The sequence below is a fragment of the Embleya sp. NPDC001921 genome (genome assembly GCF_053594475.1).
The window spans coordinates 46,078-58,063 of the sequence record NZ_JBSFEO010000025.1 but is presented as its reverse complement, the minus strand read 5'-3'; the positions used below and the strand labels follow the sequence as shown (position 1 = coordinate 58,063).

General features: G+C 70.6%; 13 protein-coding genes and 2 pseudogenes. 11 read left to right on the top strand and 4 right to left on the bottom strand.

The annotated features are described in order from the left end of the window. Positions 1 to 281: 281 nt before the first annotated feature. Positions 282 to 707 (top strand): hypothetical protein, encoded by a 426-nt coding sequence (locus ACWCPW_RS27305; protein ID WP_449764236.1) that lies wholly within the window; start codon positions 282 to 284, stop codon positions 705 to 707. 77 nt (positions 708 to 784) lie between these two features. Here ACWCPW_RS27305 and ACWCPW_RS27300 read toward each other — a convergent pair whose 3' ends face one another. Further along, positions 785 to 1,315 (bottom strand): GNAT family N-acetyltransferase, encoded by a 531-nt coding sequence (locus tag ACWCPW_RS27300; RefSeq protein ID WP_449764235.1) that lies wholly within the window; start codon positions 1,313 to 1,315, stop codon positions 785 to 787. A gap of 954 nt (positions 1,316 to 2,269) precedes the next feature. On the opposite strand from ACWCPW_RS27300, the gene ACWCPW_RS27295 reads away from it, so the two are divergent. Next, positions 2,270 to 2,590, top strand: coding sequence for a hypothetical protein (locus tag ACWCPW_RS27295; RefSeq protein WP_449764234.1), 321 nt, complete (start codon positions 2,270 to 2,272; stop codon positions 2,588 to 2,590). A gap of 296 nt (positions 2,591 to 2,886) precedes the next feature. After that, positions 2,887 to 3,378, top strand: coding sequence for an HIT family protein (locus tag ACWCPW_RS27290; protein ID WP_449764233.1), 492 nt, complete (start codon positions 2,887 to 2,889; stop codon positions 3,376 to 3,378). A gap of 111 nt (positions 3,379 to 3,489) precedes the next feature. Here ACWCPW_RS27290 and ACWCPW_RS27285 read toward each other — a convergent pair whose 3' ends face one another. Beyond that, positions 3,490 to 4,506, bottom strand: a complete 1,017-nt coding sequence (locus ACWCPW_RS27285; protein WP_449764291.1) for an NADP-dependent oxidoreductase — start codon at positions 4,504 to 4,506, stop codon at positions 3,490 to 3,492. Positions 4,507 to 4,623: 117 nt separating this feature from the next. Between ACWCPW_RS27285 and ACWCPW_RS27280 the strand changes: the two genes are divergently transcribed. The 3 genes from ACWCPW_RS27280 (at position 4,624) to ACWCPW_RS27270 (ending at position 6,731) form a co-directional block, all read left to right on the top strand. Further along, positions 4,624 to 5,211, top strand: a complete 588-nt coding sequence (locus tag ACWCPW_RS27280; protein ID WP_449764232.1) for a TetR/AcrR family transcriptional regulator — start codon at positions 4,624 to 4,626, stop codon at positions 5,209 to 5,211. 243 nt (positions 5,212 to 5,454) lie between these two features. Then, positions 5,455 to 5,859, top strand: coding sequence for a VOC family protein (locus tag ACWCPW_RS27275; protein WP_449764231.1), 405 nt, complete (start codon positions 5,455 to 5,457; stop codon positions 5,857 to 5,859). Then, a complete protein-coding gene (locus tag ACWCPW_RS27270; protein WP_449764230.1) occupies positions 5,856 to 6,731 on the top strand; it encodes a sigma-70 family RNA polymerase sigma factor in 876 nt (291 codons plus the stop codon). The genes ACWCPW_RS27275 and ACWCPW_RS27270 overlap by 4 nt, the downstream gene beginning before the upstream one ends. A gap of 262 nt (positions 6,732 to 6,993) precedes the next feature. Here ACWCPW_RS27270 and ACWCPW_RS27265 read toward each other — a convergent pair. Further along, positions 6,994 to 8,138, bottom strand: a pseudogene (locus ACWCPW_RS27265) (FAD-dependent oxidoreductase). Positions 8,139 to 8,297: 159 nt separating this feature from the next. Between ACWCPW_RS27265 and ACWCPW_RS27260 the strand changes: the two are divergent. The 5 genes and pseudogenes from ACWCPW_RS27260 to ACWCPW_RS27240 form a co-directional block, all read left to right on the top strand. Next, a pseudogene (locus tag ACWCPW_RS27260) lies at positions 8,298 to 8,357 on the top strand (hypothetical protein); the annotation flags it as partial. A 44-nt stretch (positions 8,358 to 8,401) separates the two neighbouring features. Further along, on the top strand, positions 8,402 to 8,878 hold the full coding sequence (locus ACWCPW_RS27255; protein WP_449764229.1) for an AfsR/SARP family transcriptional regulator: 477 nt from the start codon (positions 8,402 to 8,404) through the stop codon (positions 8,876 to 8,878). A gap of 88 nt (positions 8,879 to 8,966) precedes the next feature. Beyond that, positions 8,967 to 9,263 carry a hypothetical protein gene (locus tag ACWCPW_RS27250; RefSeq protein ID WP_449764228.1) on the top strand — a complete coding sequence of 99 codons (297 nt, stop codon included), beginning with the start codon at positions 8,967 to 8,969 and terminating at the stop codon, positions 9,261 to 9,263. A 77-nt stretch (positions 9,264 to 9,340) separates the two neighbouring features. Further along, positions 9,341 to 9,616, top strand: coding sequence for a hypothetical protein (locus ACWCPW_RS27245; protein WP_449764227.1), 276 nt, complete (start codon positions 9,341 to 9,343; stop codon positions 9,614 to 9,616). Continuing rightward, the gene (locus ACWCPW_RS27240; RefSeq protein ID WP_449764226.1) at positions 9,613 to 9,846 is read left to right on the top strand and encodes a type II toxin-antitoxin system RelE family toxin; all 234 of its coding nucleotides are present in this window, start codon (positions 9,613 to 9,615) and stop codon (positions 9,844 to 9,846) included. The genes ACWCPW_RS27245 and ACWCPW_RS27240 overlap by 4 nt, the downstream gene beginning before the upstream one ends. A 443-nt stretch (positions 9,847 to 10,289) precedes the next feature. On the opposite strand, the gene ACWCPW_RS27235 is transcribed toward ACWCPW_RS27240, so the two are convergent. Then, a complete protein-coding gene (locus ACWCPW_RS27235; RefSeq protein ID WP_449764225.1) occupies positions 10,290 to 11,972 on the bottom strand; it encodes a hypothetical protein in 1,683 nt (560 codons plus the stop codon). Between the last annotated feature and the right edge of the window lie 14 nt (positions 11,973 to 11,986).

Sequence of the window (11,986 nt, the reverse complement as noted above, 5' to 3'; positions counted from 1 at the left end):
CAACGGCGGGAGCGGCGACGGACCGGGCGTGTACACCCGCCCGGCGGGCGGCATCCCGCAGGCGTCCCATCTCCCAGGCGGAACAGCAGATCAGGAACCTTGGGAGCGTCCCGCGCCCGGAGCGGGACGGCGACGGTATTGCCTCCCTTGCCGCGGCCGGAGACGTTGGGTCCGCAGATCACTCGATGTGGTCGGGGGCAGGCACACCACCCGCTGAACGGTGTGAGAAACGCGAGGATCGAATGAGTCGGCGAAGGAAGTTCGCGGGCGGTGTCGCGGCCATGGCGATGGCCTTCGGCGGAGTCGTCTTCACGGGCGGCCCGGCCAGCGCCTCCGGGTGCACGTGGGCGCCTTGTGGTCGAGCGGTGAACGATACGGCGAGCGACAAGATGCGTTACACCCTCAAGCTGGACACCGGCGGGGACCATCGGTGCAACGTATGGAACTTCCCCGGTGGGCAACGCACCGTGAGCTGCCAGCAGCAGGATCTGAACCCCGGCAAATCGGTGGGCGGGTGGCTATGGGACAAGAAGGATGTCGACGCCTTCACCTTCCCCGACACCGGTTATCACGTGGCCTTCTACAACGGTGCGCAGACGTACCACATCCGGGGAATGTGGACGAAGATCTCGAGCAGTGACACCGTCAGGTGCTTCGACACGTCCGCTTACAAGACGCCCTACTGTCATGTCGCGCTGGCCCCCTGAGCCGCACCGGATGAGCCCGGCCGAGCCGGAGCTGCGACTTCCTCCACGTTGCCGTGCCGGTGAACCTCCGCGTGTTGTCAGCCCACTCGCCGGGCGAGCACCTGTCCGGGCCATGCGTCGGACATGAAGCGATCGGTGGGGGTGAAGCCGTTGCGCTCGTAGTACGCGACCAGTTCGCCCCCGCCGCCCGCCCAGCAGTCGACCCGTAGCAGCTCCACGCCGGCGCGCCGGGTCTCCTCCGCGGCATGGGCAAGCAGGTTCGCCCCGATACCCAGGCCGGCGTGCCGTCGGTCGGAGACCAACAGCCGGACGTAGCGCTCGGGTTCCTCGGCCGGCGCGATCGGCATCAGGGGGCTGGGCCCGGTGTCCAGCACCAGGGCGCCGACGAGTACTCCGTCCAACTCCGCGATGTGCGGCGCGTTCTCGGTCATGTACCGCTCGACCCGCGCCACCCCGCCGGGTTTCTGCGAATACGGTGTCGTGCCCCACTGCTCGGTGTTGCCGCGATCGTTCATCCAGGCCACTGCGGCGTCGAGCATGCCCAGCACGCCCGGCGCGTCGGCCAGGCCGCCCGGTCTGATCCGTATGCCATGAGTGGTGTCGTTCACGGCGGAAGTCTAGACAGCGTCGGCGGATCGGAGCCGAAGCCATGAACCCGGAGCCATGAACCCGCTGCGCTGCGCCGCGCCGAGCAAGACCGGACCTCGACGGTGACGTCCATCATCGACGTGGGCGCGTAGCGGGCGTGGGTGGAATGGGTGAGCGGGATCGCGACCCGGGCGCCCGGTCCTCCGCACCTGCTTTATGGAGTGCCGGGCGTCGGTCATGGTGCGCAGTGTGGATACGAGCTCCGGGCTCAGGAGGGGGGCGGGCCGTGGCGTTCGAGCATGACGCGTTGCCCGTCATGGGCGACCGGCCGGCACTGCTCGTTGATCGCGGCCGCATGAACCCGTCCCATTCGCGGGCCGTTTACGCAGGTCGGCGCCGGGATGCACGTCCCAGGCCGAGGCGGGACGCCGTTGTTCTCCCCACCGGGTCCGCGGGCCGCCACAGTTGATCCCACCGGGCCGTCGGGGGCTCGTCCGTGGGCGGCTCCGGCACGTGTCGGCACGATCGAACGGGGAATCGCGCCGCCCGCGAAGGTGCATGGGAGGAGGCACTGTGGCTCGACGACGATCGGTCGGTACCCAAGACGCCGATGTGCACGGTGAAGTACCTCACCCAGTGCCGCATCAGGCGACGTCCGTCCTGACGTGACGTGACGTGACGCGCCATCCGGATTGCCCCTCGGATCGCGCGTCGGCCGCGAGCTGTGTCCGTGGCGGAAGGCGTGCGGGTGGTGTGTCCGTGTGCTCTGCGCCGTCCCGCCGGCTCGCTGTCGATGGTTCGGAAGAAGGGGCGCGATTCCTTCCGGGGTTCCCCGGAACCGTGGGTGCGCGGTGCACGCCGTCGCCCGCGACTTACGTAGTGAACGACTTCGAACGGCGAGGCCTCTATACATGCATCCGATCGCACGCCTACTCCAACTGATCTTTCTGATAGCGGGGTTCGTACTTCTCGGAATGGGATTCGTCGAGCAGGACGAGGACGATGTCAAGCGGGGGCACTTCAACGAGTGGGTGTGCAAGCCCGATTCCGGCAGTAAGGAATCCACCCGCTGCGTATCAGGCGGACAGAACAACTATTCCGTCGCGTACGGCTCCGAGAACAGCGGCCTGTCGATGGGCCTCGCCGGCGTCGGGCTGATCGCCGCGTCCATCTCGATCGCGGTCGGCGGTACGAGGCGCGTATCGGCACCGGCCGGCATGGGCGCGTCATACGGCCCGGCATACAACCCGGCATACAACCCGTCCACGCCACCCATGCCGGGCCCGCCGCGCTAGGGGCCCGTCCGGCGGATCTTCGGCTGAGTCACGGCGGAGGTAAGTCGTGCTCTACCTGGTGGGCTCGGCTCGCAGTGACGGCCGGGCCGGAGTTCGTTCGCCGGTATCCGCGGCGGTGGGAGGGGCCGCACCGGCACACCCTGGATCGTCCTGTCCGGCCGGCGAGCCGCTGGGTCCTGCCCGGCGGATCATGTGGCTGGTTCAGCGTCGGCTGGTCGGTTCGTCGGCTTGTTGGCATGGTCATGGGGCGGGGAGACGTGACGAATGAGTTTCGCGCGGACCCTACGCTCGCGGACATGACGACACCCTCCGAGGACTGCTACTCCTGCCGGCAGGACGCCTCGTACGACACCCTCCCGCCTCGCGAGCGGATCGCCTCCGACGTGCTGTGGAGGGTGGCGCACTCGGTCGGCACGAGTCTGCCGGGTTGGCTGGTCCTGGTTCCCCGGCGGCATGTGACCTCGATCGCGAACCTGACCGATGACGAAGCCGCCGGTTTGGGTCTGTGGCAGGTCCGCCTGGCGCGGGCACTGCACGAGACGACCGGCTGCGCCAAGACCTACGTGGCGCAGTTCGCCGAGAAGCCGGGATTCGAGCACGTGCACTTCCACGTGGTTCCTCGGATGGCGGACCTGGCACCCGAGTTGCGTGGCCCCAAGGTGTTCGCCCTGTTGCACCCGACCGAGGCCGAGCGGGTGTCGACCGCGGAGATGGACCGGGTGGCCCTCGCGATACGCAAGTGCCTCGGACAGGAGCACGGCCGCGTTCACGACCCCCGGATCGGCTGACTCTCCTCCCGGTCGATCCCGCCGGCACTGTCGGGTTCCGGCTCTGAAGGTCGTGTCCGCCTCGGCGGGAACGGGCAAGGTCCGCGATGCCACGGCGGTGGGTGAGGCGGCTCAATCCCCAGCGACCGTGAGTACGATCTTGCCCTGAACGTGCCCTCGGGCGGCGCGTTCGTGTGCTGCTCGGGCATCCGCGAGCGCGAATGTGCTGTCGATCGCGACGCGGACCGTGCCCGCGTCGAGCAGGCGTCCCAGTTCGGCGAGTTGCGCGCCGTTCGAGCGGACCTGGGTGCCCGTAACCGTGACGCCCAGTTTCGCGGTCTCCTCTTCGTCGAATTCGCCGAAGAAGACCGGGAATTGGGAGCCGCCGCGCTTGAGCGTGCGCAGGAATCGCTTGCTGTCGGGGCCGCCGACGGTGTCGAGAACGAGGTCGACGTCGTGCACGAGTTCCTCGGGACGACTCTTGGTGTAGTCGATGAACTCGTCGGCACCGAGCTCGCTCAGGAACGACTCGTGCGTGCCCGACGCCACGGCGATGACCCGTGCCCCCTTCCATTTCGCCAGTTGCAGCGCGAGGTGCCCCACGCCGCCCGCGGCGCCGTTGACGAGCACCGTCACGTCGGCGTCGAGTGGCACCGGACGATGCTTCGCCGCCTGGAAGGGCGACGGGTGATCGTGTCCGAGCTCGATCAGGAACTGCCACGCGGTGAGCCCGGCCATGGGCGCCCCGGCCGCGTGCACGTGATCGACGCCGGCCGGCTTGAGTGCGAGGTCCGACGCGGGCGCGGCCACGTACTCGGCATATGTGGCGCCGTCGAAGCTGGGGAAGCGAAGGAGACCGAAGACTTCGTCGCCGACGGAGAAGCCGTCCACATCGGCGGCGACGGTCTCGACGACGCCCGACAAGTCCGTCCCCGGGATCACGGGCAAGTCGAACTTCGGCCTCGTTTCCGGAGGCAGGTTGGACATCCCGTCGCGCAGGTACCAGTCGGGAGGGTTGATGCCGACCGCGTGCACGCGAACGAGCACCTCGCCCGGCCCCGGAACGGGAATCGGCACCTCGTCGTAGCGCAGAACCTCGGGGCCACCGTGCTCATGGATCCGGATCGCCCTCATCGTGTGCGTCGGCATCGTCTTCTCCTTCTCCTGCCCGTGCTGCGGTATAGGGTTATCCGGATCAGCGATCCATATAAGTGGACCACTGATCCGAATATATGGACCACTGATCCGGATAGTCAAGGGGGGCAGATGCGGGCCGACGCCAGGAAGAACCGCGACCACCTGCTCGCAGTAGCGGGCACCGCCATCACCGAACAGGGCGTGGACGTGTCCCTGCGCGACATCGCGCGCAGGGCCGATGTCGGGCTGGCGACACTGCTGCGCCACTTCCCGACGCGCGAGGCGCTGCTCGAGGCCCTGCTCCGCACCAGCTTCGACGAGATGGCGGCACAGGCAGCCGAACTCGAAACGTCGAGCCCACCCGAAGACGCTCTCGTCGCGTGGCTGCGCGACTGTGTCGCGTGGACGACCGAGTACCGGGGCGTGACCGTGCTGATGGCGGCTGCCATCGGGGACACCGAGTCCGCACTCCACGCTTCGTGCGTCACCCTGCGCGCGGCCGGCGCGCGGCTGCTCACCCGCGCCCAGGCCGCGGGCACGGCGCGGAGCGACATCGACGGCGCGGATTTGTTCGCGCTGGTAGCGGCGCTCGCGTGGCTCGGCGATCAACCCTCGCTCGCGCCACGCGCCGATCGCCTCTTCGAGGTCGTCGCGAGCGCGATTCTGACGAGCGCGGGGAACAGCGATACCGAGGGAACGCCGCCTTCGGGCCCGTAACCGAAATCCTCGCGCACCCGGTGTTCGGCTCCAACTCGGCGGCCGGCGTTGGGGATTCGGCGGAATCAGGGGTGTCTTCGCCCTCGATCAGCCGAACCATGGGCCGGGCCCGGACGCGTGCGGGCGAGCCACACCGCATGCGCCCGGCAGCCGCTCCGGCGGGCCGGTCCTGTTACCTTCTCCCGCCGGCACTCGTCATGGGTGCGACGACCGAATACGAACGGTCGCCGCACGCACGAGTGAATGGGGAACAGGGTGCTGACCAACATCATGTACGCGACGATCTACGTCACCGATCAGGACCGCGCGCTGGAGTTCTACACCGAGGGCCTCGGCCTGGAGAAGCGGCTCGACTTCCCCGGGCCCGACGGACGTTTCCTCACCGTCGGTGTTCCCGACAGCCCGGTGCAGATCATCCTGTGGTCGCACGCGGTGGCCGCGGGACAACCCGGCGACGTGGACGGGCCTGCCGCGCCCGGTCCGCTGATCCTCGAATCCGACGATCTGCGCAAGGACTTCGAGATCATGCGCGAGCGCGGCGTCGTCTTCGAGGAACCCCAACCCCAGGAATACGCGTTCGGGATCCGCGTCGAGGCGGTGGACCCGGACGGCAACCGGGTCTCGCTCCGTCAGCCGCGGAAGCCGTGACCGGCCACCCGCCCGGCCTCGCGGCCGAGGCGTTCGAAGCCCAGCGCGATCGGCTGCGGGCCGTCGCGTACAGGGTGTTGGGCTCGCACGCCGACGCCGAGGACGTGGTGCAGGAAGCCTGGCTGCGCCTGGTCCGCCAGGACGAGACGACGATCGTCAACCCGGCGGGTTGGCTGACCACCGTGGTCGGCCGGATCAGCCTGGACCTCCTGAGATCCCGCCGAGCCCATCCCGAGACCGCCTACGGGCAGGAGTTCGCGAAGCTCGTGGTGACGCCCGACGACGACCCCGCGCCGGACGAGCAGGTGGCGTCGGCCGATTCGGTCGGCCTCGCCCTGCTCGTCGTACTCGACACGCTCACCCCGAGCGAGCGCCTGGCGTTCGTCCTGCACGACATGTTCGCCGTCCCGTTCCACGACATCGGCCGGATCCTGGGCAGATCCGCCGACGCCACCAAGATGGTCGCCAGCCGCGCCCGCCGCAAGGTCCGGGCCACGGACCGGCCGGCGAGCCCCGGCAGCGAGCACCGAGAGGTCGTCCGGGCATTCCGGGCGGCCACCCTTGCCGGCGACTTCGAAGCGCTCCTGCGTGTCCTGGACCCGAACGTGAAGCTCACCGTCGACACCCCCGACGGCGTGGTCGTCACCCTCGGCGCCACCAGGGTCGCCGCCGGCGCCCGCATGGTCTCCGGCGAGGTCGCCCACCACCGACCCGTCCTGGTCGACGGCGTCCCCGGCCAGATGTCCTGGCGCCCCGACGGAACCCCGCTCTCCCTCATCGCCTTCACGGTCGCCGAAGGCCGGATCACCGGCATCCACATCGTCGTCGACCCGGCCGAACTCGCCTCGATCCACCTGCCCGCCCCGACCTGAGCCGGCGCCTTCGGGGTCGGCCCGGGCATGGTGTGCGCTGCCGGAATTCGGTTGGGGAGGGGAGGTCCGGGCCCGGCCTGCTGCCGACGGCGCGGTGGATCCGCTGGATCCGCGCGCCCGGGTCATGGTGCGCCGGTGTCGCCGTCGGGTTCCCGCGAAGCCGATCGGGGGGTGGGGGCGGGTGCTGCCGATCGGGGGCGGGGGCGGGGGCGAGGACGGGGGCGAGGACGGGGGCCGGCGGCACCGCACGTCGACGCGTGCTTCATGAGGTCTGCTCGCCTCGGGTGGTCATGGCGATCAGGGCGATCAGGGCTTGGGCCGTATCGTCGTCGGAGTCGATTCCCTGGACCTCGGCACCCTCGAACACGACGTCCTCGGTGGGACGGAGGAACATGGCCCGTTCGTACTCGGCGAGCGCGGCCTCGACGTCGTCGGGGTGCGCGGCGATGGCCCTGCCGAGTTCGGCGCCGTCGAGCATGGCCAGGTTGGCGCCTTCGCCGTTGGGGGCCGCGAGGTGGGCGGCGTCGCCGAGCAGGGTCACCCCCGGTACCCGGTCCCAGCGGTGACCGGTCGGCAGCGCGTAGTGGGGGCGCAGGACCGGAGCGGTGTCGCCGTCGGTGATCAGCGCGGTGAGTCCGCTGCCCAGCCGTCGAACTCCTGCGCGATCCGCGCGGCAGCCGCGCCGGCATCGGTGAAGTCGATGGCGGCGAACCGGTCCCGCGGCTTGGTCAGCACCACGTAGGTGTGCAGGGTGTCGCCGGTTTCCCGGTGGGCGAGGATCTCCTTGCCCGGCGAGGGCGCGATCATCGACCCGCCGCCGACCGCTTTCGCGGCGGCCGGGTGCCGGGTGTCGGCGTCGAACAGGTAGGTCTCGACGAACGACGTACCGGCGTACTCGGGTGTGGCGGTGGAGAGCAGCGGCCGAACCCGTGACCACACGCCGTCCGCGCCGACCAGCAGGCCGGCGACGACGGTGCCGCCCTCGGCGAACGTCACCTCGTGACGCCCCTCGCCCAGGGCACGCGTGCCGGCGACCTTGTGCTCCCACCGCACGGTGCCGGCCGGGAGCGAGTCGAGCAGGATCCGTCGCAGCTCGCCACGCTGTACCGCAGGGCGTCTACCCGTGCCGTCGTCGGCTTTGTCGAGCAGGACGGTTCCGTCCTTGTCGAGGACCCGCATCGACTGGCGGCGCGCCAGGACGATGGCGTGGAACTCGTCCATCAGGTCGGCCGCTTCGAGGGCGAGTTGCCCGTTGTAGTCGTGGATGTCGAGCATCCCGCCCTGGGCGCGCGCGGTCGGGGAGGGATCGGCCTCGTAGACCGTGGCCGGGATGCCGTGGACGTGCAGGACGCCGGCCAGGACGAGTCCGCCGAGTCCCGCGCCGACGATCGTGACAGGCCTGTGCATGGTGGCGGCTCCTTCGGGATCGAGGCCGCCCGGTGAGCTCCGGCGCTCACTTGCCACGCGCTCCAGGCCCTCGCCTCGCGGCTGCGCCGGGCCCTCGGCTCGGCCGCAGCCGTCACGCAACTCGCGGGCGGCTACCGGCTGGACGCGGACGCGGCCGACGTGGACGCGCTCCGGTTCGAGCGGCTCGCCGCCGCCGGCCGTGACCGCCTGCGCGCCGGCGACCCCGATGCCGCAGCGGCCGTGCTCGGCGCAGCCGTAGCGCTGTGGGGGATCCTCCCGGCACCGAACCCACGGTCGTCGCCGCGGTGGCGCCCGCCGCCGCGGCCCGACTGGCCCACGTCTCGATCGAGGCCGTCGTCGACCTCGCCGACGCCGAGCTGTCCCTGGGCCGTGCCGACGCGGCCGCTGCCCGCCTGAGCACCCTGCTCGCCGAGCACCGGGTCCACGAGCGGGCGGCCGCGCTGCTCATGGACGCGCTCGCCGCCCAGGGGCGCCAGGCCGAGGCCCTCGCGCTGTACGAACGGGTCCGGGAAACCCTGGCCGACGTCCTCGGTGCCGACCCGGGCGCCGCCCTGCCCGAGCGTCACCTGCGCCTCGACGGCGCGCTGGCCGATCTGCGCGAAGCCCGGTCGCTGGCAGTCGAGTTCGGCTCACCTGGCCTCGACGACGAGGTAGTCGGCGACCTGCGCTGGATCGACGTGCACCTGCGGCGCGGCGCGGCGGCCTGGTCATCGCGATGATCGACTCGGCCCAAGAACGGGCGCTGCGCGCGAACTCGCCGGCGGCCGGTGGCCGAAAGCGCACGCCGTCGCCGTGGCGCCGATGACCATGAACACCATCACGAAGTGGGCGGACGGACACGCGGACACTTACGCCCTGGGGGTCCTCACCGAGGCGATCGGCCTCGGCCTGCCCATCGCTGCGCTGCCGTTCTGGAACGCCGCCCAGGCGGCCCATCGCGCCGTCGACCGGGCGGTCGCGACCCTCCGCTGCTGCGGGGTCCAAGTGCTGTACGGCGGCGAGGGATTCCGGCCGCACGCGCCGGGCACGGGCGGCAGCCGCATCCCGACCTACCCGTGGGCCCGCGTGCTTGACGCCCTTGAGGGGCGCACCACCGGCGAGTAACCCACGCGAGTGCGCCGGCTACCGATCCCGGTCGGCGCGATGCCACGCCGGCCTCTCATCACCACCCGGGAGGCACCATGGCGGCCACGTTCACAACCCACATCGGCGGCGAGATGGTCGAGCTGCCCGCATCCATCAACGGCATCCGAGCAGCCCTCCCCGAGGAGTGGCGCGAGAAGTTCGACGAAGAAGTCGGCGACGCCCATGCCCGCGATCTCCTGCTCATCCTCAACCGCTGGGCCCTCCGCCCCACCCCGGCCTGGGACGAGGACATCGCCGCCGTCGAAGCTCTCCGCGAGGAGGAGCGGCAGATTCTGGCCGAGCGCGCCCGGGACGAGGAGGGGACGCGATGAGCTACTCCGTGCAGTGGAGCCCCGACTGCGACAAGGTCCGCTCCCAGCTCGGCTCCACCCAACGGCGGTCCCTCGACGCGGGGGTGGCGTCGATCGCCCGTGAACCCTACGGCCCCGGCACCGCAGCGATGCGGGACCGCGACCACAGGCAGGCCTCGGCCGGAGAGTTCATTGTCGTGTACCAGGTGTCGGCCGGGTTGATGTTCATCACGGTCGTCCGCATCGTGTGACCGCCCACGGGCTCGTGGATAACAGGGCGCACTGTGGACGGCGGCCGGCATCGGCTGACCCCGGGCACGACGAAGCCGGCCCCGCGCAGTGAAGGGGGCGGGGCCGGCGGTTCACCCCCACTCGCGTGGGGAGTTCCCGTGCATCTGCCTCCAGCGCTTCGGCGTGGACGGTTCACCCCCACTCGCGTGGGGAGTTCGCTTGGTGACCTGCGGTTCTTGAGGGCTTTGCCGATTCGTGATGTGAATCGGGTTATTGCGGCGAGGTTTGTGCCTGAATTCACCTTGCAGGCCGATGGTCCTTCACGGGACGGGCGAGATCGCATGGTTCGTTGCGTCGGTTTGAGGTGATTCGGGCCTTGGGGGTGGTGTTGGCGGGGATGCCCTTCGAAAGCGGTTGGCAGGGGTTCCGCTGCGGTCACAGGTAGAAGCATACGAACCTTGCTTCACCATGGCGGTTGGATCTTTGGGTGTCGGGTCGAGGTGGAGTTGGCACCGAACCGCTCCCAGGTCTGGCGCTGGAGGAAGGCGAGCGTGTCGGTGCGGGTGGGGCCCGATGGCCAGGTGTTTACCTCGCGTCGGATGGCGTTGATCTCGGTGTGTGTGGCGGTGGATCGCCATGTGGTGTCGAGGTCGCGGCGGAGGAGGGTGGCGAGGCGGGTGGTGTGTTGTTCCTGGTCGTGTCGCAGTGTGGCCTTCTGGCGGATGCGGGCGATGTCGGTGCCCCGGATCCGGCTCTGGTTGGGCAAGTGCCGGTTGGTGGCGTCGTCTTCGCGGGTTGTGGTGATGCGTACTCGGCGCAGGACGTCGGCGCGGAGTCGGTGTACGTGTTCGAGGTCGGCGTGTACGCGGGCGGCCACGTCCTCGGGACGCTCCCAGGCGGTGGCGGGTTCGCGGGTTTCGGTGAGGAGTCGGGTGGCTGCGGTCGGGTCGTGGGCGGTGCATTGCCACCACACGGTGTCGCCGTGAGGTGGGTGGATCAGGCCGATCGTGAGGGTGGCGCTCAGGTCCGGGCCCGGTGGGTGAGTGGGGGGCGGGGGTTCGAGGCCTGTGTGCTGGCGGATGCGACCGCGGAGGTGGCGGAGTGTGGCTGCCGCATAGGTGCTGCCGCGGGCTGCCCATCGGGATGTCGCCGCCCAGGTGTGTGCGACTTCGGTGGGAGTGGCTCGGGTCCACCAGGTGCGGTGCCATACGGCTCGCATGAGGGGGAGGTCGGCACGGTAGGTGTTGCGAAGCCGTTCGGTGTTCGGGTCGGACGCGAGGTTTGGTGCGGGGATGTGGTCGAGGACGGTCCGGGAGAGTGCCGGGCCGAGTGTGTGTGCGGTGAGTTGCGGGCGGGCAGGGCGGGCAGGGCGGGTCGGCGACGGGGCGTCGGGCTGTACGGGGGGCGGGTTCGTCGGGTGGGCCAGGGCGCGTTGGGCGCGCGCCGTGCGTTCTGCGTGGACGCGTATCTCGTGCAGGTGGGCGCGCGTTGCCGGACTCTGGGGGAGGGCGGTGAGGGTTCGGGCGTGGTGGGCGAGGGTCAGGCAAGTCTCGCCCGGTTCCTCGGTCCGGTCGGCGATCGTGGCACCGTCCACGCCTTCGGGGCCGTCGCCCCCGGCTTCGAGTTCGATCGTGACGCGTTCCCGCGCGGCTGCCCACGCCTCGTCGAGTGCGGTGACGGCGACCTCCCCGTTCGTCGGGACGAAGTCGTCGCCGGCCCGCCAGGCGTGGTAGGCCGCGTTCAGATGGGCAAGGCTTGCCCGTACCTCCGCACCTGCCTGGGCAAGGGGCCGCTCGCGCCCCGTCCGCGCGTGCGCGACGCGCCTGGTCGCGGCGTCGGGGGCGGCCAACCGCCTTAGTTCCGCCGCCCGTTCGCCGGCGCGGTCGCGGACCGCGGTCAGGGCGCGCAGGGTGTCCGGGTGGGCGAGGGGCAGCATCGTGCGAGCGGCCGCTTCGAGGTCGGTGTAACGCTGGGCCAGGTGTTCGGGGTCGGCGCCCCGGCGCAGTGTCGCGCGCAGTGTGTGCCAGCTTCGGTTCAACGCGTGGGCCGCTGCGCCGGCGTCGGGGGGTTGGCTGTGTGGGTGGTCGGTCCATGCCTCCCACGCCAGGTCGACGCGTTCGTGTCCGGGCGACGGGCCGACGGGCACACGTACGGAGGACC

Coding starts and splice junctions, on each gene's coding strand:
- ACWCPW_RS27305 (WP_449764236.1), top strand. CDS start 282: ATGGCGATGGCCTTCGGCGGAGTCGTCTTCACGGGCGGCCCGGCCAGC.
- ACWCPW_RS27295 (WP_449764234.1), top strand. CDS start 2,270: ATGGGATTCGTCGAGCAGGACGAGGACGATGTCAAGCGGGGGCACTTC.
- ACWCPW_RS27290 (WP_449764233.1), top strand. CDS start 2,887: ATGACGACACCCTCCGAGGACTGCTACTCCTGCCGGCAGGACGCCTCG.
- ACWCPW_RS27285 (WP_449764291.1), bottom strand. CDS start 4,506: ATGCCGACGCACACGATGAGGGCGATCCGGATCCATGAGCACGGTGGC.
- ACWCPW_RS27280 (WP_449764232.1), top strand. CDS start 4,624: ATGCGGGCCGACGCCAGGAAGAACCGCGACCACCTGCTCGCAGTAGCG.
- ACWCPW_RS27275 (WP_449764231.1), top strand. CDS start 5,455: ATGGGGAACAGGGTGCTGACCAACATCATGTACGCGACGATCTACGTC.
- ACWCPW_RS27250 (WP_449764228.1), top strand. CDS start 8,967: ATGAACACCATCACGAAGTGGGCGGACGGACACGCGGACACTTACGCC.
- ACWCPW_RS27245 (WP_449764227.1), top strand. CDS start 9,341: ATGGCGGCCACGTTCACAACCCACATCGGCGGCGAGATGGTCGAGCTG.
- ACWCPW_RS27240 (WP_449764226.1), top strand. CDS start 9,613: ATGAGCTACTCCGTGCAGTGGAGCCCCGACTGCGACAAGGTCCGCTCC.